The following is a 22,629-nucleotide window of genomic DNA, read 5'->3' as shown; positions in this document are numbered from 1 at the left end:
GACTCCGCTCCGCTGCGCTCAGCATGACGGTCTTTTTTATGGTACTTAGGAAAGCACCGAAGAAACAAACCGCTTAGCCGCGGCCGGGGCGTCGTCCACGCCGTCCAGGGCGCGAATCAACGCGGAGCCGATGATGGCGCCCTCGGCGTACTGGCAGGCATTCTGGAACGAGGCTTTGTCGCCGATGCCGAAGCCGATGAGGCGGGGGTTGCGCAGGTTCATGGCCTCGATGCGCTGGAAATAGGCTTCCTGCACGCCCTCGGCCTGGGTGTTGGCCCCGCCCGTGGTACCGGGGCCCGACACGAGGTATAGGAACGAATCAGTCAGCTCGTCGATGCGGCGGATGCGCTCCGGGGCGGTTTGTGGGGTGATGAGGAACACCGGCCGCAGGTTGTGGCGGCGGAAGATGTCCTGGTACTCGGCCACGTAATCGTCGAGGGGCAGGTCGGGCAGGATGATACCGTCGGCCCCGGCGGCGGCGGCTTCACGGCAGAAGTTATCCACCCCGAACTGCATCACCGGGTTGAGGTAGCCCATCAGCAGAATCGGCGTCTCGGGCACTTCCTGACGGATGCCTTGCAGCTGCTCGAACAGCACCCGCAGGTTCATGCCGTTGGCCAGAGCCACCGTGCTGCTGGCCTGAATTACCGGCCCATCGGCCAGCGGATCCGAAAACGGCATTCCGATTTCGATGAGGTCGGCCCCGGCCTCACTCAGGGCTTTAATCAGCGGTACGGTGTCGTGCAGGCGCGGGTAGCCGGCCGTGAAGTACATGTTCAGCAGGTTTTTCTGCTTTTTGGCGAAGGCGTCTTTGATTCGGTTCATATCAGCGGCCCTGTCATCCTGAGCATGTCGCGCATCAAGCGAGGACGAAGGACCTTATCACGCCTAGATTACTTGTAAACGACTTGTTCACGCGTGGTAAGGTCCTTCGTCCTCGCTCAGGATGACAGATGGTTTGGCATTACATAATAGCGTCAGCGTACTTGATGTAGGTTTCCAGGTCCTTGTCGCCGCGGCCGGAGAGGTTGATGACCACCACATCGTCGGGGCCGGCGCCGAGCTGGCCGAGGGCGGCAATGGCGTGGGCGGTTTCCAGGGCGGGGATGATGCCTTCGAGGCGGCTGCATTCGGCCACGGCTTTCAGGGCGTCTTCATCCTCGATGCTGATGAAGCGGGCGCGCTTAGAATCGGCCAGGAAGGCGTGCAGCGGCCCGATACCGGGGTAATCGAGGCCCGCCGAAATGGAGTACGGCTCGGTAATCTGGCCGTCCTCGTCCTGCATCAGCAGCGTACGACTGCCGTGGATGATGCCTGGCGTACCCAGCACCGAGGTGGCGGCCGAGTGGCCCGAGTGCACGCCGTGCCCGGCGGCTTCCACGGCCACCAGCTGTACCGAGGGCTCTTCTAGGAAGTGGTAGAATGCGCCGGCCGCGTTGGAGCCGCCGCCCACGCAGGCTACCACGTACTGGGGCAGCTCGGAGCCGGTTTTCTCCAGCAGCTGCTTGCGCATTTCCTCGCTGATAACGGCCTGCAAGCGCGCCACCAAGTCGGGGTACGGGTGCGGACCCACCACCGAGCCGATGATGTAATGCGTATCCACGGGGTTGCTGATCCAGTCGCGGATGGCCTCGTTGGTGGCATCTTTGAGGGTGCGGCTGCCACTCATGGCCGCCCGCACCTCGGCCCCCAGCAGGCGCATGCGGTACACGTTGGGCTTCTGCCGCTCCATGTCCACTTCGCCCATATACACAATGCACTCCATACCCATCAGGGCGCACACCGTAGCCGTAGCCACGCCGTGCTGACCGGCGCCGGTTTCGGCAATGATGCGCGTTTTGCCCAAGCGCTTAGCCAGCAGAATCTGCCCCACGGTGTTGTTCACCTTGTGGGCGCCGGTGTGGCAGAGGTCCTCGCGCTTGAGGTAGATGCGGGTGTTGTACTTGGCCGACAGCCGCTTGGCCTCGAACAGCGGCGTGGGCCGACCCACATAGTCGCGCAGGAGCTGCTGGTATTCCTGCTGGAACTCCGGCTCGGCCATGATGCTCAGGTACTGCTGGCGCAGCTCCTCCACGTTGGGGTAAAGCATTTCGGGAATGAACGCGCCCCCAAACTGGCCGTAGTAGCCGCGCTCCGTGGGTTGTTGGTAGGTTGGTTTCATGATGGTTTCTCGCAGGGTCTCGGGGTGGATGGCGCAGGGTCTCGCAGTGGATTACCCCGCGAAATCAGACGCAAAAAAGGGTTCTTATAACAGGTCGTTGGTCATGACTTCCGACAGCGGCAGCTTCTGGGTTTCCAGGCCATGCTCGGCCAGCCAGTCCAGGTAGCGCTGTACCCTGGCGGGGCTTATGTGGCCCCAGCCAGGTCCATTGCCGTAGTGTTCGGCCGTGTACTGCTGACTTTCGAGCAGGAAACCGGGGTTGCGGTCGGCGGCGGGCACTACCTTTTCCAGCAGCGCCACCGCCTCCTCCGGGTGGTCTTTGGCATGCAGGAAGCCCTGCCCGGATACCTGCAGAAACTTCCGGTAGGCCTCCCCGTTTTCCAGCACCCGCTTTTCTGACGCCATGATGACGGGGGAGTAACCGTACGGAATGCCATAATCGGCCAGGCGGAAGCTGGTCAGCTCCACGCCCTGCTGCCGGGCCTGCACGCCTTCCCAGTTATCGAAAATCCAAGTGGCATCGGCCTGCTGCTGCAGCAACGTGTTCCAGATGCCCAGCTTCTCGGGGTAGGTGATGGTCAGCGGGCCGGTAGCACCGTCGTTTTCCAGCAGCTTCGCCACTATCTGATCCTCGTAGCGAGCCTGATACGAGGCGTAGATCTTGCCGGCCAAGTCTTTGGGCGACTGAATATCTGGTCGCTTCAGCGTCACGATGCTGCTCAGGTCTTCCGTCAGCAGGGCGGCCACGGCTATGGCATCGAACGGCCGGCCCTTGGTGCGGTAGCTGATGATGCTTTCCAGCGGGCAAAGCGCAAAGTCGGCCTGACCCAGCTCTACCTTCTTGGCCGGAGTCAGGGCGTAGTTGTCGGCCTCCGGGGTCAGCAGTTCCACCTGCAGCCCGTGCTGCGCGTACCAGCCCAACTCCTGGGCCACCACAAAGCCCGTGTGGTTGGTATTCACCGTCCAGTCCAGCGCAATTTTTATTTCGCTCATAGCTTTCTTGTATCCGTCGTTAGCGGAATCTGCCTGTGTATGATGCTGGCTTGTTATGCTTTCAGCTCCTGAAAAAAGGCGTCCAGCCGGTCGGCATCCTTGGTGCCCGGTGTGGTTTCGAAGCGGCTGTTCAGGTCCAGAGCAAACAGGCCGGGCAGCCGAAGGTTGCGCAGCGCCGCTGCATGCTCCGGCCCGATGCCGCCGGCCAGGAAATAGAGCACCGGCAGGTTGTAATCTTGCAGCAGCGTCCAGTCGAAGGCAGTGCCGTTGCCGCCGGGCTGGGGACCGGCCGTGTCGAAGAGGAAATAGTCCACGCAGCCCATGTAGGGCTGGAGCTTCGCAAAGTCGAACCCCTCACCCACTGCAAAGGCCTTCACCACCGGTACGCCGCCAGTCCGCACCGCGGCGCAGGTTTCGGGCGTTTCGTGGCCGTGGAGCTGGGCCAGTTGCAAATCAAACTCCCGCACCCGCGCCAGCATCGTGGCCGCGTCGTCGTCCACGAACACGCCTACCTTGCGGATGGCGGCCGGCAACGCCCGCACCGCTGCCGCCGGCAGCCGCTCCCCCACGTACCGCTTCGACGCAGGGTAGAAGATGAACCCCAGAAAATCGGGCTGCAGCGCCGCTACCGCCCGCAGGCTGTCGGCATCGGCCATCCCGCAGACTTTAAGGTGAGGCATGTGGTGGGGGTTGGTGGGCATGAGGGAGTGTAATTCGTTACGCTGAATGAAACGTCATGCTGAATGAAACGTCATGCTGAATGAAACGTCATGCTGAGCGAAGGCGCAGCCGCAGTCGAAGCATCTCGCGTGCTGATGTTGTAGTACTATTGATTACCCTCTGGCGAGATTCCTCGGCTTCGGCTGCGCCTTCGCTCGGAATGACGTTCTATTTCTTCGTTCTGGCCTTACAGCAACGTTACCGCCTCGGTGACGCGGAGCTGCTGCACCAGGGCGGCGCAGGCTTTTTCGGGGCGGGAGTGGCGCATGAAGGTTTCGCCCATCAGGAAGCCGCGGTAGCCCACGGCGCGCAGGGCTTCGATGTCGGCGGCGGTACTCAGGCCGCTTTCGGTCACCTTCACGTACTCGTCGGGGATGCGCTGGGCCAGCTCGCCGGACGTGTCGAGGCTCATGGAGAAGTCGTGCAGGTTGCGGTTGTTCACGCCTACCAGGCTCACGGCGTCGGGGTGCAGGGTTTTGTCGAGCTCCTCGGCGTTGTGGATTTCAAGCAGCACTTCCAGGCCCAGGCTCTTGGCCAGGCGGCCCAGGCGCAGCACTTCCTCGCCGCTGAGCACGGCCGCAATCAGCAGCACGGCGTCGGCCCCGAGGCTCTTGGCTTCAATGATCTGGTACTCGTCCACCACAAAATCCTTGCGCAGGATGGGGCAGAAATTGAAGCGCCGGGCCGTGGTCAGGTCCTCGTTCTTGCCGCCGAAAAACTCCGTATCCGTCAGCACCGACAGCGCTGAGGCCCCGGCCTGCATGTAGCCCAGCGTGGTACGCTCCACCGGCGCGTGGGCGTTGATGATGCCCTTGCTGGGTGATTTGCGCTTGAATTCGGCAATGATGCCGCTCAAATCGTCGCGCAGCAGGTAGCGGCGCAGGCTTAGCGGCTGGGCCGGCATGTAGAAGCTTTGCTCCAGCAGTTTCACCGGCACCAGGCTCTGGCGGGTGGCTACTTCCTGGCGCTTATGGGCAATGATGGTATCGAGAATGGTCATGGTGTTGGGTACTCTTGGTTACGTGTGTCATCCTGAGCGGAGCGAAGGACCTTGTGCAGTCAGCACGAAGCATAACAACAAGGGTCGTTCTGGTTTGATAAGGTCCTTCGCTCCGCTCAGGATGACAGGACCTACTAGTTGAGCTTAGATAGCCGCCACCAGCTCCCGCAGCGCCTGGCGGGCGCGGCCGGAATCCAGCGACTCGCGGGCGGCGGCCAGGCTATCGGCGAAGCTGAAGGCGGGTTCCAGGCAGCCGATGGCTAGGGCCGCGTTGGCCGTTACCACGTCGCGCTGGGCGCGGGTGGCGCGGCCTTCCAGCACATCCACAAAGATGGCGGCCGATTCGGCGGCGGTGCGGCCACCGGCCAGTTCCTCGGGTTGGTTCAGGGTCAGGCCCAGGTCGGCGGCCGATACCACCCGCTCGCCCTCGGGCGTAGCCAGCTTGGCGGCGGCCGTCAGCGAGAGTTCGTCGTAGCCATCCAGGGCGTGCACCACGGCGTAGCGGGTGTCGGTTTGCTGGAGCAGGTAGTGGTAGAGGCGCAGCAGCTCCAGGCTGAAGGTGCCTGCCACCTGAAACTTCGGCCGCGCGGGGTTCACCAGCGGGCCCAGAATGTTGAAGAACGTGCGCACGCCCAGCTCCCGGCGCACCGGCCCGGCATGGCGCATGGCCGGATGGAAGGCCGGGGCGTGCAGAAAGCAGATGCCCGCCCGCTCCAGCTGCCGCTGCAGCACGTCGTTACCCACCCCAAACTCCACGCCCAGCTGCTGCAGCACATCCGACGACCCGCACACCGACGACACCCCAATGTTGCCGTGCTTGGTGACCTTGTAGCCGGCCCCGGCCACCACAAAACAGGCCAGCGTACTGATGTTGAGCGTGTCTTTGCCGTCGCCGCCGGTGCCCACAATGTCCACCGTGTCGCGGGTGCCCAGCTCCGGGTCGCGACTGAGGCTCAGCAGGGCCTCGCGGAAGCCCGCCAGCTCCGGCACCGAAATGGGGCGCATCCGGTACACGCTCATGAAGGCCGCCATTTCCGCCGCGTTGGCTTCGCCCTGCCCAATGCGCAGCATGGCTTCCAGCGCCTCGGGGTGAGTCAGCAGCTGCTGGTCGAATAGTTTATTCAGAATCTGTTTCACAATTGAATCGCAGAGTATGCGGATTAAAAGGATTTCGCTGATGGATGTTTGCCCGTCATGCTGAGCGGAGCCGGAGGCGGAGTCGAAGCATCTCTACCGCTTCGTTATAATGCCAGTTTATTAGTCAGAGGTAGAGATGCTTCGACTCCGCTCAGCATGACGTTCTACTTTAACTCAGCCAGTTGCGCAGCATCTGGTGGCCGTGTTCGGTAAGGATGGACTCGGGGTGGAACTGCACGCCGCGCACATCATACTGTCGGTGGCGGAAGGCCAGCACCTGACCGTCGGCGTCGAGGGCGGTGACTTCCAGCTCGGCGGGCACGCTCTCGGGGCGCACGCTCCAGCTGTGGTAGCGGCCTACTTTAAAGGTATCGGGCAGGCCCTCGAACAGCTTGTCGGGGGCAGTGAGGTGGGCGTCGGTAGCCAGACCGTGCAGCACCTGGGGCAAGTTGTATAGCTCCCCACCAAAACTCTCGGCCAAGCCCTGGTGGCCCAGGCACACGCCCAGGATGCGCTTGGAAGGTGCGTAGCGGCGGATGATTTCGGGCATCAGGCCCGCTTCCGACGGCACGCCGGGACCGGGCGACAGCAGCACCGCGTCGTAGGCGGCCACGTCGTCCACGGCCAGCTTGTCGTTGCGAATCACGGTTACGTTGCTGGTATGCCCCAGCTCCCGCAGCACCTGCACGAGGTTGTAGGTAAAGGAGTCGTAGTTGTCGAGAACGAGAATGTTCATGGTTCAGTAGAGAGTACTAAGTAGTGAGTAGTTAGGTTCTTTGTGGTGTATTGAGGGAGGCCGGGCGAGGCACCGGCGAGCAAGCCGGATTATGCGCATCTGTCTCACTACTCAATACCCATTACCCACTACTTAAATGGCTTCTGCAGCCTGCAGCGCCTTGCGCAGGGCGGCCAGCTTGTGATGCACTTCGTTGAGTTCGGAGTTGATGTCGGAAGCCGCCACCACCCCGGCCCCGGCCTGGAAGTAGAGCTGGTCGGCGGTGCTCAGAAACGAGCGAATCATGATGGCATGGTTGAAGTCGCCGTTGAAGCCCAAGTGGCCGATGGCACCGCCGTAGTAGCCGCGGGCGGTTGGTTCCAGGCCATCAATGAGCTGCATGGCGCGGTGCTTGGGGGCGCCCGAGAGCGTGCCGGCCGGGAAAGTATCGGCCACCACCTGCAGGGAGTTGGTGCCGGCGGCCAGGGTAGCATTCACCTCGCTCACCAAGTGAATCACGTGCGAGTAAAACTGGATTTCGCGGAAGGTTTTCACCCGCACGTTGTCGCCGTGGCGGGCCAGGTCGTTGCGGGCCAGGTCCACCAGCATCACGTGCTCGGCGTTTTCCTTGGGGTCGTCGGCCAGCTTCTGGGCCAGGGCGGCATCCTCGGCATCGTGGCCGGTGCGGCGGAAGGTGCCCGCAATCGGGAACAGGCTGGCCTCGCGGCCCTGGATGCGCACCTGCGCCTCCGGCGACGACCCGAAAATCTTGAAGGAACCGTAATCGAAGTAGAACAGGTAAGGCGAGGGATTGATGGAACGCAGCGCCCGGTACACGTTAAACTCGTCGCCCGAAAAGCCCTGCTGAAACCGGCGCGACAGCACAATCTGAAACACGTCGCCCCGCAGGCAGTGCTGCTGGCCCTGGGCCAGCACCTTGAGGAACTCCTCGTCGGTCTGGTTGGTGCGCTCCTCCCCTTCCGTCCGGAACTTGAAATCGGGCAACGAAGGGTTGCGGATCAGGTTCACCAGCTTGGTCAGCCCGTCCTCGTCCACCTCCTGGCCCTGCAGCGTGTGCTCGAACACGTACAGCTCGTTGCGGAAGTGGTTGATGGCAATGACGTAGCGGTAGGTGCCGTACAGGATGTCCGGAATCTGGCCGGCAGGCTGCTTGTCGGGGTTGAGCGTGAGGTCCTCGAAGGCCTGCACTGCCTCGTAGCCCAGGTACCCGAATAGCCCGCCCGTGATGAAGTCGTGGCCGGTATCCTCGGTCTGGAAGCTGGCCGCAAAGGCCTGCAGGCGGGCCAGAGCCGCGCGGGGCGAGTCGAGCAGCTCGGTTTCGGTGGTGTCGTCGGGCAGCGTGAGGGTTAGCTCCCGGCCGCGCAGCTCAAAGCGGGCCAGCGGGTCGAAGGCCAGGTAGCTGAACGCGTTCTGCTGGCCGTGGTAGTCGGAGCTTTCCAGCAGCAGGCAATTGTCGTACCGGTCACGCAGGCGCAGGTAGAGGCCCACAGGCGTTACGGTATCGGCCAGCACCCGGAGGTAGCGCGTGTGAAGCTGAAAAGTGTGCATACAGGAACGAGGTGATGGAAGAGGGAGAAGGGAGGCGGCAGGGCACAAAAAAAGCCCGGCGGACGGCCGGGCTTTCTGTTGAGTCGATACGTTGAAGGTTGCTCTAACGCACGCACAGGGAGTCCCGTCCGGAATTTCCGTAGGGCCACCACCAAGCTTGCTGCGCTGAGAAAGAAGTCATTGTTGAGAAACGATGTGCTGCAAAGGTAATAAGCGGATTGAATTGTGCAAGGCAATTTAGAGCCGGGGCAAAAAACAGTTTAAGTAGTATTGCTGACCCTACTCTTTGAAAAAGGCTTGGCGGCCACTGGTATTTCCGGCCTTAACCCGCAAGATATAATATCCTCGCGCTATGCTACTTACATCAATCGGTGTACTTCCGCGCACTTTCGCTTTCAGTACCGAACGGCCCGCAGTATCGATAATTTCTATTTTGGCTTCCTTCACCTCTGCGGGTAATTGCAGGCTAAGCCGTTCGCGGGCCGGGCTGGGATAAGCACTAAACGCCAGGGCCACGTGGGACTTGCGGGTACTAGTTACAGCAGACGAAAACAGCCATTGAAAGGCCGATGGAAACTCCCGCTGCCAGAACCACTCGGCGTGCTGGCCATCTTCCATTGCGTGGTAGCTCATATCAGCAGCCGGAAAGCCCTGCGCTTGCAGAGCATCCCGCATTTCCGCCATGTATGGCACCATGGTTTCACTCTCTTTGGTGCCGGCTACAAAGTAAAACCGAATGGGCTGGTGATGGCCGGCCGTTTTGACGAAATCAAACAGCGGTTCTTTGGCAAACCAGAAAGCCGGAGAAAACACGCCTACCTTGCTGAACACCTCTTGGTACTTTAAGGCCGCGTACACGGAAATCAGCCCACCCATGCTGCTGCCGGCAATACCCGTATACTCCCGCCCCGTCAGCGTCCGGTACTGGCCATCGATGTAGGGCTTCAGGGTTTGTACGAGAAAGTCCACGTACTTCTCCCCTTCTCCGCCGCCGTACTGCGCATTTTTCCACGGCGAGTATTCGTCTAAGCGGGAACTGCCGCCATTATCCACGGCCACCACAATGGTACCGGTCGGGTCCTGGCCGCTTTGCTGCAGCTGGCGCAGGGCCTCGTCTACGCCCCACTCGCCCGAAAAGCTGGTGCATTTATCGAACACATTCTGTCCATCGTGCAAGTACAGCACCGGGTAGCGACGCGCGGAAGTGGCGTAATCTGTGGGCAGGTAAATCCAGACGCGGCGGGTACGGCCTAACTGGGGGATGGCAAAACTGGCACTCATCACCTGCACGTTGGGCTTAAGGGCCGTGCTCACACAGCCGCTGGACCCGCCACCTAAGTCTTTCCAGTTGGCTACGGTTAGTGCCACCGTTACCGGGCTACCTGTGACCGTGTAGGTTCGGTTGCTAATATCTCCATTTTGGGCATTGGTTTCGGTTTTATCCCAGGAGCCACGCGTAAACTTGAACGCCAGCGCCCCGGTTACGGTGGCGGGCAGGGTCAGTTCATACGTTCCATCTAAGTTTTTGGCTAGCTGGTACGCTGCATCGCCAGGGTTCCAGTTGTTGAAGGTACCAGCCACGTAAATAGCATCGGCAGCGGGCGTAGATGCGGGTACGCTGGTGATTTTAAGCGTAGTCTGCGCCTGTGCAGTCAGCACCATCAACCAAGCTGCTGTGGAAAGGAATAGTCGCATTGAAGGAAAAGGCTGTGCGCTCAAGACATTAGCGGATGGCTGCACCCTGCTGGGATGGGGGCACGGCGCGCAATACGTACAACGCCCGTACCGAGTCTACCGCGGGCAGCACATCGGCCTGAAAATCAACTTTGGTGGTGAAACCCATACCGGCCGTCAGGGTCCGAAACTGGTTGGCATTGTCCCAGCACACGTAGAATTTGCGCTGCTTAGGTTGCCGCAACGGCACGTAGCGGCTCCGGCCGTCGGGGGCCAGTAAAGGCTTTCCCGTGGCCAGCGCATACGTTCCCACTAACCGCAGTCGGGTTGCCTCCTTATTTTTACCGGGCAGTTCCCGGTTACCGATACCATCGAAGTAGATATTGGGACGCTGTACCAGTTCCAGGAAGGAAAGTTTTGCCAGCAGTGGCAGCTCAGAGCTGTTCATGATCAACTGCTGCGCAGCGGTGCCCGGCGGCTTTTCCCGGTAAAATACCAGCACTGGGTCGGGTATTTCAATGGCTTTTAACCGGGGTGCGGGTCGGCCGCCGGCCCGCACCGCCCCCAGCAACAATTCCATTACGATAACAGAAGCAAGCAATAGGCGTTTCATAGAAGGTAAAGCTAGATAAAGTAAAGCGGAACACATAGTATAGGCGGGCTCACACTATCATTCCAGCAATATTTGCCTCTTGAAGCTTCCAGGCGCGGAAAAAATATCGGTGCTTAACCAGGTGTTATGTAAGCGTATCGGCCATTTGAGGCTGCAAATGGAAAACCTTTCGCTGGGCCGCCTAACCGGATAAAGTGGCCGTGGGTAAGTAGTTACTAACTATAATGACCGGAGTGAACGAATTCTGCTACCGCTGCTCGAAAAAGAGCGAAAATTCGCGCTCGAAATAGACTTATTACAATACTAGATTCTGGGCTTGAATTCATTGTTTTTCTTGTTTTCAAACGTTTATCTTGCGGAGAATATCTGCAATCTGCCTTTCATCCGGGCTGTTATTTTCTGCCGCGGAGGAGCTGACTTGCACTCGAACTGTACTTTTCTTATGGTCTAACTCTGCTGCCTTGGCTTAATGCAACTTTCACAATTTTTTCCCCTTACCTTCAACCAACCTACTTAATGAAACACCCTTATTTGCCGAAACTGCTGTTTCTGCTTCTGTTTGTGTGTGCTGGGTTCACTAGCGCTCTGGCCCAAACTGGCTCGGTAAGCGGCCGGATTGTGGACGAAAAGAATCAGGGACTCCCCGGTGTGACCGTGCTGATTTCCGGCACGACGCTGGGCACCTCAACCAACTCCGATGGCCAGTACTCTATCCAGAATGTGCCGGCCGGGCCGCAAACGATTGTTGCATCGTTTGTGGGTTTTACGACCATGCGCCGCCCTGTTACAGTAGCGGCCGGTCAGAATTCTACGGTGGACGTGAACCTCGTGGAAAACACTACGCTTCTGAATGAAGCCGTGGTTGTGGCCTACGGTACCCAGCGTCGGCAAGACGTAACTGGTGCCGTATCCCAGATTTCGGAAAAGGAATTTGTAAAAGGCCAAGTAACCAACCCCGAGCAGCTTGTTCAGGGCAAAGTAGCTGGTTTACAAGTTACTACCGGCGGCGCCCCTGGTGCCGGCTCGGAAATCCGGATCCGGGGCGGTTCGTCACTGAACGCTTCCAATGATCCGCTCATCGTAATCGATGGCGTGCCTGTCGACAACATTGGCGTGAAAGGCGCCAGCAACCCGCTGGCCCTGATCAACCCCAACGACATCGAAAGCATTTCCGTCCTGAAGGATGCCTCCTCCACGGCTATCTACGGTTCGCGCGGCTCCAACGGCGTTATCATCGTAACCACCAAGCGCGGCTTGCAAGGCGAGAAACTGCGGGTTTCGGCCAGCACTAACTACTCTATCTCGGAAGCTGCCGACTACGTCGATGTGCTCAATGGCCCCGAGTTCCGGGCACTGGTAAATGCTCGCGGTACGGCTTCGCAGAAAGCCGCCCTGGGCACCAGCAACACCGACTGGCAGAAAGCCATCTACCGCACGGCTAACACCTCGGATAACAACGTGAGCCTGATGGGCTCCATTGCCAATGTACCCGTACGCGTATCGGGCGGCTACCTGTATCAGGAAGGCTTGCTGAAACGCAACGACCTGAAGCGTTACTCCGGCTCGGTAGGCGTATCGCCCCGTCTGTTGAACGACAACCTCAAAGTAGATCTGAACCTGCGCGCCAGCCAGATTGAAAACAACTTCAGCAACCAGGGCGCGGTGAACTCAGCGGTGTTTTTTGACCCCACCCAGCCTATCACCAACTCCGGCGCTGAATACGCTCCTTTTGGCGGCTATTTTGAAGTGCTGGACGGCAGTGGCAACCTGAACATTTTGGCTCCCCGCAACCCGGTAAGCGCCATCAACCAGCGCAATGACCGCAGCACCGTGAACCGCAGCATTGGTAACGCCCAACTCGATTACAAGCTGCCCTTCCTCTCCGGCCTGAGCGCCAACCTGAACCTAGGCTTTGACGTGCAGCGCGGCAAAGGCACGATTGACGTTCCGAAAACCGCCGGTACCGACTTCAACCGCGGCGGCGTAAAGCAGCAGTACCGTCAGGACCTGAACAACAAGCTGCTGGAAACCCTGCTCAAGTACAACCGCGAGATTGGCTCAACCAAGTTTGACGTCCTGGGTGGTTACTCCTGGCAGGAATTCCAGAACAAGAACTACAACTTCGACGACCTGCGCGCCGACGGCACCTTGTTCCAGCCAGCCAACAAAACCTACGATAACAAGACCGACTTCCAAGATCAGTACAACCTGGTTTCGTTCTTCGGACGCGCTAACGTAAACATCAAGGACCGTTACCTCTTCACGGGTACTTTCCGGGCCGATGGCACTTCGCGCTTCGCCAACAACAAGTGGGGCTACTTCCCTTCAGCTTCGGTGGCTTGGCGCCTGAAAGGCGAAGACTTCCTGAAAGACTCCAAGATTATTTCGGAGTTCAAGCTGCGCCTGGGCTACGGCCAGACCGGTCAGCAGGACGTTGGCATCAACTACTATCCTGCCCTGCCCTTCTACACTCAGGGCGTACGTTCTTCTTCCTACGTGATTGGCGGCAAGCCCGTAACCACCCTGCGGCCTGACTTCTACAGCGCCGACCTGAAGTGGGAAACGACGACCACCTACAACGCTGGTCTGGACTACGGCTTCTTCGACGGCCGCGTATATGGTGCCGTTGACGTGTACCAGCGCGACACGGATGACCTCATCAACGAAGTATTCGTGGCCGCCGGTTCTTACCCCAGCAATGGTGGTCTACTCAACGTAGGCTCACTCACCAACAGAGGGGTAGAGGTAATTACGACGGTTGACGCTATCAAAGGCGAAAAATTCAACCTGACCGTGAGCGGTAACGCGACGTTCAACCGTAATGAAATCACCAAGCTGACGACCAGCGACGACATCGAGCGGATTGACTTCCTGACCGGCGGTATCAACAACTTCGATGGCGTAGGCAACGGTGACATTCAGGTGAACTCTGTTGACTACCAGGCCCAGTCCTTCTTCCCCTACCAGCAGGTGTACGGCACTGATGGTAAGCCCCTGGAAGGTGTATTCGTAGACCGCGATGGGGATGGTTCCATCACGGTAGCTGACCGTTACCGCTACAAGTCGCCCCGCCCCACGGCCATTCTGGGCTTCAGCTCCAACATGAGCTATGGCAAAGCCAGCCTGGCCTTCACGCTGCGCTCCAACATCGGCAACTACGTATACAACAACATCCGTTCCCGCTCGCTGTACGTGCCCACCAGCGGCTACAACCGCAACTCTACTCCGGAAGTGTTGGTAACTGGTTTTACCACGTCTTCGGACCGCCAGATTCTGTCGGACTACTACATCGAGAACGGCTCGTTCCTGCGCATGCAGAACATTACGCTGGGCTACGATTTCGGCAGCCTTGTGAAAGAAAACTCGAACTTAAGCCTCTCATTTGCTGTTCAGAATGCGTTCCTGATTACGAAATATTCCGGGCTTGATCCGGAAATTGCGAATGGCATCGATAACACGGTTTATCCGCGCCCCCGCACGTACACGCTCGGTCTGAACTTCGGCTTCTAACCCTTACTTCCTCTTTAGTATGCATAGCTCTTTTACTCGTGGTTTGGGCCTGTTGGCCCTGACCGCAACGCTGATGACCGTAAGCTCATCGTGCGTTAAAGATTTGGATCAACAGCCTACGTACCGGGCAAGCGCGGAAGTTATTTATAGCGACCCAGCCCAGATTGAGCAGGTAGTAGCCCGTCTCTATGGCGGCTTGGCCATGACGGGTCAGGGACAGGCTGGTAGCGCCGCCGAAATCAACGATCTGGTAAAGATCAACGGCGACTATTCCAACTATGTGCGGAACTACTTCAACTTGCAGGAAGTAACAACCGACGAGGCTACGCTGGCTTGGGGTGACGCAGGTATTCCCGACTTCAACCGGGTGCAATGGACGGCGGATAACCAATTTATCCGCGGCATGTACGAGCGTTTCTTCTTTCAGATTTCGGCCTGCAACGAGTTCCTGCGTCAGACCACCGACAGCAAAATGTCGGAGCGCGGTATCTCCGGGGCGAATGCGGAAAAAGTTCGTCAGTACCGGGCCGAAGCCCGTTTCCTGCGGGCTCTTACTTACACTCACCTGCTGGACTTGTTCGGCCGCGTACCCTTCGTAACCGAAGAGGATAATGTTGGTACTCTGCCCAAGCAAAAAACCAGCGCCGAAATCTTTGCTTACATTGATTCGGAGCTGAAAGCCATAGAAGGCTCTTTGCTAGCTCCCGGCAGCGTATACGGTCGCGCCGACAAAGGTGCTTGCTGGGCCCTGCAAACGATGTTGTACCTGAACGCCGAGGTGTTTGCGAAAACGAACCGGTACACCGATGCCGTTACCTACGCCAAGAAAGTAATTGATTCGGGTTATTCTCTGGCTCCTGAGTACCGTTCGCTCTTCCTAGCTGATAACGGCTCTACGGCCGCCAAAAACGAAATCATCTTCCCGGTTGTTTTTGACGGCGTCTACACCCAGAACTATGGTGGCACTACGTTCCTGACCCATGCCTCCATTGGTGGCTCGATGAACGCGGCAGACTTTGGTGTCAACAACGGTTGGTTTGGTCTAAGGACCAAAAAGAACCTAGTTGATCTGTTCCCGGAAGGTGGCAACGATAAACGCGCTATGTTCTATACCAGCGGACAGAGCAAGGAGATTACCAACTTTACCAACTTCAATGATGGCTACGCGGTAACTAAATGGCGCAATGTGAACCTGGATGGCACGCCCGGCTCCTGGTACCCTAAGCCTGATGGCACGGGTGGCAATGGTGACTTTGTGGACACTGACTTCCCTATGTTCCGCCTAGCCGACGTGATGCTGATGTATGCCGAAGCCGTGTTACGCGGTGGACAAGGCGGCAGCGAGGCGCAAGCACTGACGTACGTCAACCAAATCAGAAGCCGGGCCGGGGCTACCGCGCTAGGTTCTCTCTCGCTGGATGAGATTCTCAACGAGCGGGCCCGGGAACTATACTGGGAAGCCCACCGTCGTACCGACCTGATTCGCTTTGGCAAGTACACGACGGCCGCATATGTGTGGCCTTTCAAAGGCGGCGTGCCTGAGGGTACGGGCGTAGAGGACTTCCGGGTGGTATTTCCCATTCCTTCGTCTGATCTGATTGCTAACCCCAATCTGAAGCAAAATATCGGCCGCCAATAGCCGGTTAGGAAATTTTACAGAAGCTGAACAATTCGTATTTATTTACCTGTTCAGCTTCTGTAATTTCTCTTTTCACTCATTTTTTCGTCTCAACAGCCCCAAGTTTATGAAAAACTGGATTACCCAACTCGTTGGGCTTTGCGCTGCCATCCTCGTTTTCTCCTCCTGCGAGAAAGACGAAATAAAGGCAACGGTTCAGCCTGGCACCGCTCCTTCCCTCACGGTTTCCCAAAAGACACTCACGCTGTCTGCCGATAAGAGTGCCGATGAGGCGACAACGTTTAAGTGGACCCCTGGTGAGTTTGGCTTCCAGGCAGCTCAGCAGTACACGCTGCAATTTGATAAGCGTGGAGGAAACTTTTCGGCTCCTAAAACCATCAGCCTACCCGCCGGTGCCACCTCGTACAAGGCTACGGTTAAAGACCTAAATAACATCTTCAATGGCCTGGGGCTGCCCGCCGGCTCGGAGTCTTCTGTTGATGTTCGCCTTGTTTCGGTAGTGGATGCTAAAATCAAAACGCTGGCCTCCACGGTTACTACGCTGACGGGTACGCCCTACGCGGCTATCGTTGTGTATCCTACGGTATGGGTGCCTGGCAGCTACCAGGGCTGGACTCCAGCTACTGCTCCCACGCTGGCAGCTTTCACTACTGCGGCACAGAAGTACGAAGGCTACCTGTACTTCCCCGATGCCACGACGATGTTCAAAATCACGGGTGCTCCCGAGTGGAGCGACGCGAAGGGCATTTACGGTGATGCCGGTGATGGCACAACCGGTAAAGTGGCTTCCCCTGGCGCCGACTTTAAGGTGACGGGCGCTGGCTACTACCAGCTGCGTATTGACCTGGGTGAGTTGACTTTCCTGGCTACCAAAACCACGTGGGGGGTAATCGGTTCGGCTACGCCCGGTGCCTGGAGCACGGATACCCCAATGACCTATGATCCGGCCACTAAGCTCTGGTCGGTAACGACCACGCTGGCAGTTGGCGAAATCAAATTCCGCGCTAACAACGACTGGGCTATCAACTTCGGTGATGGTAAGAAAGATGACGGCATTGCTGCGGATGGTTTGCTCGACTACAGTGGAGACAACATTGCTATTGCAGAGCCGGGCAACTACACCATCACGATGGACCTGTCGAATGCTGGTAATTTCCAGTACAAGCTGACTAAAAACTAGGTCACAGCAAGATCTGCCGGCCGTTGGGCTTTGGCGTTCTTTCTTATATCTATCAAAAAGCGCCGGCCCGTTGGTCGGCGCTTTTTTACGTTTTATAGTTTCCTCTCTGAATTTAGCGCCAAGGCATTGATAGGAAAGAGACGCTTCAATAACTAGGTAATGCGCTTGGCAACCTGATGTGTTACTTGCTTATCTACGGTAAAGCACTCGTACATAAGGCAACAGAAGACACGCCGATGCGTACAGCGGGTACTCGATATTGGTGCTGCTTGTACCTCACTACTGCGCCAAGGCACCAACTGCTGGTGGCCTGGCGCAGTCATCTATTTAGAACGTACGATCTTGCGCCAGCTGGCTTCCTTCTACGGCCGAGTGTATAACTTCACTTTTCTGCGGAGGCATATAAACGAAACGGGAGGACCAATTGGTCCTCCCGTTTTTGCTGATGCTTTTTGTGCAGGAACTTACAGAATGACCACTTTCTGGCTGGTCATCTGGTCACCCACGCGCAGCTTCACTAAGTACGTGCCAGCTTTCAGTTCGGACAAGGCAACGGATTGAGTACCCGTCTGCTTGCCAGCCACCAGCGTACGTACGCGCTGACCCATGAGGTTAAATACTTCTAAAGCCACGTCTTTCTGCCCGGCTACTGTGTAGTTGATTTTAGCTTGGCGAGCTGGATTGGGATATACCCCAAAATCAAGAGCGCGGGCACTGGCCGAGCGCGAAGCCAGTACGCCTGTACCAATTACGTAAGCATATGACTGTTTACCGGCAATAGCGTTGAAATCAGGATCAGCACCAATGGCCGTCGTCTGGCCGGCAATCTGCGGCAGCAAATCCGAGGTGTAAGCCCCGTCGCCGTTTGTATAGCCAACAACGATATCTACCCGCTCACCAGCGTTGAGGCCCAAGGCAGCCATGTCCAATTCGATTTCTACGCCGGTATTCGTTAGGTTGGTGGATAGCGTAGCCGAGCTGGTATACGCAAACCGTGCACCGGCCAGAGGCGCAGGAGCTGCCGCACTGGCAGTAATGGCTACACCTGCTTTCGTTGAGTTGCCCTGGTACGAGTCGGGAACGGCGGCCGTGTTGCCGTTGGTGTAATCGGTGTAGCTATAGTACACGTTGTTGTCGGCCAAGGGGGCCGTGGTGGCCCGGATGCCGTAGTCCACTTCCGTGTCGAAAGTAGGCTTGTGCTTAAGAGGACTGTCGCCGGCGGCACCGCCGATGAGCTTTGTGCCCGCTGCCACCCCGGCTTTATCCGGCACGTTCAGGTACAGCACCAAGGCATCGTAGCCAGTAGTTTCGGGGGAGGCAACTGTCATGATATACAGCTTCGTTGCCGAACTGCCCACGTAAAGCGCCTTCAGGCCCTTATCGGCCGAGGAGTGCGTACCCGTGTATTCGCCCACCAGCTGGTACTTGCCTTCGCCGGTCCCTACTTCGGCGGCGTCCAGTTTGCCATCAACTGTAATCTGAGCAAAGGCCGGGCTGGCGGCCAAAGAAAGTAAACCAAGCGTTGCGAGGGTAAGAATTTTTTTCATGTGAAATGGTAAGGGGTTGAGAAAAGAAATGATATAGTGAAAATTCGCTTTGAAAAGGTCAGAATGGCCTGTTTCGTGGTTTTAATATACGCCTTACGTAGGTTTTTCAAACCTGTTTATCGGAAAGAACTAAATAATATTCGCCCGTAGGTGGTGGCTTACTTACTACCACGAAGTAATGCGCGCCATTTTAGATTAGGCTACTATCTTTACCCCCCCTGACTATCTGACCATTTACCAACTCTTCTCCTATGATCATCATTGCCGACGGCGGCTCGACGAAAACCAACTGGTGCCTGCTGGACAACGAGGGTAACAAAATCTACTTCAACACGGAAGGCTACAACCCGTATTTCATCGATACGCCCGGCATTGTCGCGTCGTTGGAAAAAAGCCTGCCCGATAACCTGGCGCGGCAGGAAGTAAGCGAGCTGTACTACTACGGTGCTGGCTGCTCGGTACCGGAGAAGGTAGAAACCGTGGCCAAAGCCATGCGTCAGGTGTTTACGGGGGCCCGCGTGTACGTTGGCCACGACTTGCTGGCGGCCGCCCGCGCCCTGCTGGGCCGCGACATCGGGTTTGCCGCCATCCTGGGAACCGGCACCAACTCCTGCATCTACAATGGGCAGGATGTAGAAATGAACATCGACTCGCTGGGTTATTTCCTTGGCGACGAAGGCAGCGGCTCCTACATTGGCAAGCGCCTGTTGCGCGACTTTATGCGCGGCTACCTGCCTGATGGCCTGCAGGAAGCCTTCCGTGACCAGTATGAGCTAACTAATGAGGAAATCTTCGACCGCCTCTACAACCAGCCCCTGCCCAACCGTTTCCTGGCTTCGTTCAGCAAGTTTGCCTACGACCACAACAACATCAGCTACTGCCGCGAGATTGTGCTGAACGGCTTTGAAGCCTTCTTCCGCAACTTGGTAGCGCATTACCCCAGCTACCAGAACTACTCGTTCAACTGCGTGGGCTCCGTAGGCTACAACTTCCGCGATGCGCTGGAGCAGGTGGCCAAAAGCTACGGTATGGAAGTTGGGAAGATCATCCGCTCCCCTATCGACGACCTGGTGCACTACCACACCGTACTCACGAAATAGTCTGCCAATGCTACGCGGGATACGTCCCGGTGCTGGCTGCTAGCCTAACTAAAAAGGCCTCTTCACGCGAGTGAAGAGGCCTTTTTAGTTAGGTGAAGACTGTTGCTTAGTGTTGCACCAGCAGACGCGTGGTGGCTACTTTGCCAGCGGCCTGGAGCCGCACAATGTAGATACCGTTGGCCAAGTCCTGTACCGGCACCAACAACTCGTGCGTACCAGTAGCCTGCTTGGCAGCTACGGGAATGGTACGTACCGTAGCACCCAGCGCATTTACCACGCTCACCGAGACCTGCGTGGTTTGCGGCAGCGTGTACTGCAGGCGTACGGCCGAGGCGGCGGGGTTGGGAACGGCGGTGAAGCTCAACGCCAGGGCGGCGCGCTCGGCCTTGGTAGGCAGTACGGTGTTGGCGGGCACGGCTACTTTCTTGGACAGATACACGCGGTACTCGCCGGGCTGCAGCGTGATTTGCTTATTGACGTCGGCGCCGGCTACGGTAAGGGTGGTGCCATCGAGGTAGTTGTACCAGGTACCGGCGGCCTGAAACTCGGGGCTCACGGCTTTGGCTATTACGTCGAAGTTGCCCAGTACCGTCATGCTCAGGCTGGCGTCACTCAGGTGCAGGGTTTTCACGGCCCCGGTTACATTCTGGGCAAACGTTGCGCTGGTGTTTTCGAACACGGGCTGCGAGGTTTTCAGCGCAATCAGGCTGCGGTACACATCGTAGAGGTGGCGGCGGTTTGGGGTATCGTAGTAGTCATCGAGAACGGGCTTGTTGCTGAGCTTGCAGCCGTCATCTTTGCCGTACTTGGTATTGTCCGTGCCGTTGTCGCCGGGGTACGTGCCATCTGGGCACATGAAGATGCCTTTATCGTAACCTACCTCGCCAAACTGCCAGATCATGCGCGGGCCGGGCACGAGGAAGAAGAACGCGCCGGCGGTTTCCATGCGGCTCAGGGCCGTGTTCAGGTTTTTGGTGGAGTAGCTACCCGAGGCGTTACCGAAGCGCAGGTTCTTATACATCAGCCGGTCCTCGTCGTGGCTTTCCATATACGTTACGAGGTTGGGCTCGGTGAAGCCGCGCTGCTTGTAGTAGCCCCAGCTTAGGTCCGACTTATTGCCGTCGTTGTACCCCATGGTGGCCTCGTTGTAGTTGTTCGTCATCTTGCCCCACAGCATCAGGCCGGCGGCCGACAGTGCTTTAGCTTCCTCGTTGGCGACGAAGGTTTCCAGGATGGCGTAGGAACCCGGGCTGGCAGCCTGCTGGGCGGCGTAGTAGTCCTTCCAGATGTTCACGCGCGACTGGTCGAATACTGACTCATAGGTGGCTTCCGTTTTCTGAACCTGGCTGAAACCACCGGCCAGATCGTAGCGGTAGCCATCCACGTGGTACTCATCCAGCCAATGCTTGATGACCTGCTTGCTGAAGTAGCGAGTATAGTCGCTTTCATGGTTGAAGTCGGTGCCTACGTTGTAGGGGTGCGTAGCTACGGCGTTAAACCAGGGGCTGTTGCTGCTGTACATCTGCACCATGGGGCTCTGGCCGAAGGAGTGGTTCAGCACCATATCCAACACCACGGCAATGCCGCGCTTGTGGGCTTCATCAATGAGCTTCTTCAGGTCGTTTTTGGTGCCGTAGTACTTGTCGGGGGCGAAGTAGAACGAGGGGTTGTAGCCCCAGCTTTCGTTGCCTTCAAACTCATTCACGGGCATCAGCTCCAGCACGTTGATGCCGAGGCGCTTGAGGTAGTCCAGGGAATCGGTTACCGTTTTGTAGTCGTGCTTCACCACGAAGTCGCGGACCAGCAGTTCGTATACTACCATATCCAGCTTGCTCGGGCGCTGGAAGTTGGTAACCTGCCAGGTATAGGCCGGCTCATTCGATTGCAGTACCGATACGATGCCGGTGGCTTTACCGGTAGGGTACGCCTTCAGGTTGGGGTAGGTAGCCGCCGTGATAAACCGGTCGTTGTTGGGGTCGAGTACTTTCTCGGTGTAGGGGTCAGCAATGCGCAGGCCGTCTACCTGGAACTGGTAGGCATACTCCTGGCCGGGCGTGAGACCATCAATCTGCACCCACCAGCGGGTATTCACGTCGTCGGTGGCGCTGGTTTTCTTGAGTTGGTACTGCAGGCCGGGCTGCCAGTCGTTGAACTCGCCAATGGCGTAAACCGCCGTTTTGCCGGGAGCCGTGAGGGCCAGAATGGCCGACTTTCCATCGTTCAGGTAGGTTACGCCATCCTTCTTGGCCCCGGCGGGCAGGGCCGCTACCGTGGCGGCCGGGCTGGCGAAGATGTTGATTTCATCGGTGGCCGTGGTGGAGCCGCTAGTCGCCGTGAGCTTAAGCACGTTGTTGCCACTCTGCGTCAGGGTTACTTCCTTGCTGAGCGACGTAGCATTCGTTTGCTGGTCTACCTGCGTACCATTGAGCGTGAGCGTAAGCGTGGCGGCGGCCGAAGCCGTGCCCGTCACCGTCACCTTAGCATTCTGGTTGACGAACTGCGTGTTGCCGGCCGTGGTGGGCCCGGTAATGCGCACTGACAGCGCCGACGTTTGCGCTACGTCTACCAAAATATCCTTACCGCCCGTGTCGCGGCCTGATTTCGAGCCGTCGGCGCTGCGGAACAGCATGGCCAGCTTGAGGATTTTGTCACCGGCGGGCAGCTTATCGTAGTACGTGCGCGGGGTGAAGGAAATGGTGTAGAGGTTAGGGTTAGAGGCGCTGCGCGTCATCTTCTCCTTGGCAATCGGGGGCGTCCAGGCGGTGCCTACCACGGCCTTCCAGTCGGTGTTGCTGGTGCTCTTGTCGGAAATAACGCCGGTCCAGATGTACACGTCGCCGGCAAAGTCTTTCAGACCGGCGTCGCCCTTGGTGGCATCGAAGGTGAGGGTTACGGGCGTGGTTTCGGTAAAAAATACCGGGTCGGCGGTTACTACTTGCGCGTAGGCAGCCGGCAAACCGGTCAGCGCTACCGCCCAGAGCAGTAGAAGTCGAAGTGCTTTCATGGGATTCAGTAAGGGTGAACAAATAACTTCGTGAGAAAACCGCGCAAAAGCCAAAAACAGCGAAAAT

16 protein-coding genes are annotated in these 22,629 nt (G+C 58.0%); 4 read left to right on the top strand and 12 right to left on the bottom strand.

Features of this window, described 5'->3' with window-relative positions; translation table 11 throughout:
• Window positions 1–45: 45 nt before the first annotated feature.
• The 10 genes from trpA to HER32_RS18080 all read right to left on the bottom strand — a co-directional run bounded on the left by trpA (window position 46) and on the right by HER32_RS18080 (window position 10,582).
• Window positions 46–825 (bottom strand): tryptophan synthase subunit alpha, encoded by a 780-nt coding sequence (gene trpA, locus HER32_RS18125; protein WP_168682899.1) that lies wholly within the window; start codon window positions 823–825, stop codon window positions 46–48.
• Window positions 826–964: 139 nt separating this feature from the next.
• Entirely contained in the window at window positions 965–2,161 is a 1,197-nt protein-coding gene (gene trpB, locus HER32_RS18120) for a tryptophan synthase subunit beta (RefSeq protein WP_149070547.1), read from the bottom strand.
• 84 nt (window positions 2,162–2,245) lie between these two features.
• Window positions 2,246–3,154: an ABC transporter substrate-binding protein gene (locus HER32_RS18115; RefSeq protein WP_168682898.1), complete on the bottom strand. Its 909-nt coding sequence runs from the start codon at window positions 3,152–3,154 to the stop codon at window positions 2,246–2,248.
• Window positions 3,155–3,207: 53 nt separating this feature from the next.
• Window positions 3,208–3,834, bottom strand: coding sequence for a phosphoribosylanthranilate isomerase (locus HER32_RS18110; RefSeq protein ID WP_168682897.1), 627 nt, complete (start codon window positions 3,832–3,834; stop codon window positions 3,208–3,210).
• 227 nt (window positions 3,835–4,061) lie between these two features.
• Entirely contained in the window at window positions 4,062–4,874 is an 813-nt protein-coding gene (gene trpC, locus HER32_RS18105) for an indole-3-glycerol phosphate synthase TrpC (protein WP_168682896.1), read from the bottom strand.
• 144 nt (window positions 4,875–5,018) lie between these two features.
• Window positions 5,019–6,011, bottom strand: coding sequence for an anthranilate phosphoribosyltransferase (trpD, locus tag HER32_RS18100; protein WP_168682895.1), 993 nt, complete (start codon window positions 6,009–6,011; stop codon window positions 5,019–5,021).
• A gap of 169 nt (window positions 6,012–6,180) precedes the next feature.
• Window positions 6,181–6,747, bottom strand: coding sequence for an anthranilate synthase component II (locus tag HER32_RS18095; RefSeq protein WP_149070542.1), 567 nt, complete (start codon window positions 6,745–6,747; stop codon window positions 6,181–6,183).
• Window positions 6,748–6,879: 132 nt separating this feature from the next.
• Window positions 6,880–8,295, bottom strand: a complete 1,416-nt coding sequence (locus HER32_RS18090) for an anthranilate synthase component I family protein (protein WP_149070541.1) — start codon at window positions 8,293–8,295, stop codon at window positions 6,880–6,882.
• 279 nt (window positions 8,296–8,574) lie between these two features.
• A complete protein-coding gene (locus HER32_RS18085) occupies window positions 8,575–9,957 on the bottom strand; it encodes an alpha/beta hydrolase-fold protein (RefSeq protein WP_168682894.1) in 1,383 nt (460 codons plus the stop codon).
• A 61-nt stretch (window positions 9,958–10,018) separates the two neighbouring features.
• Entirely contained in the window at window positions 10,019–10,582 is a 564-nt protein-coding gene (locus HER32_RS18080) for a hypothetical protein (RefSeq protein WP_149070539.1), read from the bottom strand.
• Between the two features lie 516 nt (window positions 10,583–11,098).
• Between HER32_RS18080 and HER32_RS18075 the strand changes: the two genes are divergently transcribed.
• The 3 genes from HER32_RS18075 to HER32_RS18065 all read left to right on the top strand — a co-directional run bounded on the left by HER32_RS18075 (window position 11,099) and on the right by HER32_RS18065 (window position 16,911).
• Window positions 11,099–14,092, top strand: a complete 2,994-nt coding sequence (locus HER32_RS18075) for a SusC/RagA family TonB-linked outer membrane protein (protein ID WP_168682893.1) — start codon at window positions 11,099–11,101, stop codon at window positions 14,090–14,092.
• 19 nt (window positions 14,093–14,111) lie between these two features.
• Window positions 14,112–15,731 carry a RagB/SusD family nutrient uptake outer membrane protein gene (locus HER32_RS18070; protein ID WP_168682892.1) on the top strand — a complete coding sequence of 540 codons (1,620 nt, stop codon included), beginning with the start codon at window positions 14,112–14,114 and terminating at the stop codon, window positions 15,729–15,731.
• A 106-nt stretch (window positions 15,732–15,837) separates the two neighbouring features.
• Window positions 15,838–16,911: a SusE domain-containing protein gene (locus HER32_RS18065; RefSeq protein WP_168682891.1), complete on the top strand. Its 1,074-nt coding sequence runs from the start codon at window positions 15,838–15,840 to the stop codon at window positions 16,909–16,911.
• Window positions 16,912–17,375: 464 nt separating this feature from the next.
• Here HER32_RS18065 and HER32_RS18060 read toward each other — a convergent pair whose 3' ends face one another.
• Window positions 17,376–18,458 (bottom strand): T9SS type A sorting domain-containing protein, encoded by a 1,083-nt coding sequence (locus HER32_RS18060; protein ID WP_168682890.1) that lies wholly within the window; start codon window positions 18,456–18,458, stop codon window positions 17,376–17,378.
• A gap of 251 nt (window positions 18,459–18,709) precedes the next feature.
• On the opposite strand from HER32_RS18060, the gene HER32_RS18055 reads away from it, so the two are divergent.
• On the top strand, window positions 18,710–19,558 hold the full coding sequence (locus HER32_RS18055; protein WP_168682889.1) for an N-acetylglucosamine kinase: 849 nt from the start codon (window positions 18,710–18,712) through the stop codon (window positions 19,556–19,558).
• Window positions 19,559–19,664: 106 nt separating this feature from the next.
• Here the strand turns inward: HER32_RS18055 and HER32_RS18050 are convergent, their stop codons facing one another.
• A complete protein-coding gene (locus tag HER32_RS18050) occupies window positions 19,665–22,562 on the bottom strand; it encodes an alpha-amylase family glycosyl hydrolase (RefSeq protein ID WP_168682888.1) in 2,898 nt (965 codons plus the stop codon).
• Window positions 22,563–22,629: the final 67 nt, after the last annotated feature.

The organism is Hymenobacter sp. BT18 (genome assembly GCF_012273015.1).
Classification (GTDB): Bacteria; Bacteroidota; Bacteroidia; order Cytophagales; family Hymenobacteraceae; genus Hymenobacter; species Hymenobacter lutimineralis.
The sequence above is the reverse complement of the archived record's forward strand: the minus strand, read 5'-3'. Positions and strand labels throughout refer to the sequence as shown.

What these genes read in the sequence shown, in the direction of transcription:
- trpA (WP_168682899.1), bottom strand. Translation starts at nt 825, where the DNA reads ATGAACCGAATCAAAGACGCCTTCGCCAAAAAGCAGAAAAACCTGCTG.
- trpB (WP_149070547.1), bottom strand. Translation starts at nt 2,161, where the DNA reads ATGAAACCAACCTACCAACAACCCACGGAGCGCGGCTACTACGGCCAG.
- HER32_RS18115 (WP_168682898.1), bottom strand. Translation starts at nt 3,154, where the DNA reads ATGAGCGAAATAAAAATTGCGCTGGACTGGACGGTGAATACCAACCAC.
- HER32_RS18110 (WP_168682897.1), bottom strand. Translation starts at nt 3,834, where the DNA reads ATGCCTCACCTTAAAGTCTGCGGGATGGCCGATGCCGACAGCCTGCGG.
- trpC (WP_168682896.1), bottom strand. Translation starts at nt 4,874, where the DNA reads ATGACCATTCTCGATACCATCATTGCCCATAAGCGCCAGGAAGTAGCC.
- HER32_RS18095 (WP_149070542.1), bottom strand. Translation starts at nt 6,747, where the DNA reads ATGAACATTCTCGTTCTCGACAACTACGACTCCTTTACCTACAACCTC.
- HER32_RS18090 (WP_149070541.1), bottom strand. Translation starts at nt 8,295, where the DNA reads ATGCACACTTTTCAGCTTCACACGCGCTACCTCCGGGTGCTGGCCGAT.
- HER32_RS18085 (WP_168682894.1), bottom strand. Translation starts at nt 9,957, where the DNA reads ATGGTGCTGACTGCACAGGCGCAGACTACGCTTAAAATCACCAGCGTA.
- HER32_RS18080 (WP_149070539.1), bottom strand. Translation starts at nt 10,582, where the DNA reads ATGAAACGCCTATTGCTTGCTTCTGTTATCGTAATGGAATTGTTGCTG.
- HER32_RS18075 (WP_168682893.1), top strand. Translation starts at nt 11,099, where the DNA reads ATGAAACACCCTTATTTGCCGAAACTGCTGTTTCTGCTTCTGTTTGTG.
- HER32_RS18070 (WP_168682892.1), top strand. Translation starts at nt 14,112, where the DNA reads ATGCATAGCTCTTTTACTCGTGGTTTGGGCCTGTTGGCCCTGACCGCA.
- HER32_RS18065 (WP_168682891.1), top strand. Translation starts at nt 15,838, where the DNA reads ATGAAAAACTGGATTACCCAACTCGTTGGGCTTTGCGCTGCCATCCTC.
- HER32_RS18060 (WP_168682890.1), bottom strand. Translation starts at nt 18,458, where the DNA reads ATGAAAAAAATTCTTACCCTCGCAACGCTTGGTTTACTTTCTTTGGCC.
- HER32_RS18055 (WP_168682889.1), top strand. Translation starts at nt 18,710, where the DNA reads ATGATCATCATTGCCGACGGCGGCTCGACGAAAACCAACTGGTGCCTG.
- HER32_RS18050 (WP_168682888.1), bottom strand. Translation starts at nt 22,562, where the DNA reads ATGAAAGCACTTCGACTTCTACTGCTCTGGGCGGTAGCGCTGACCGGT.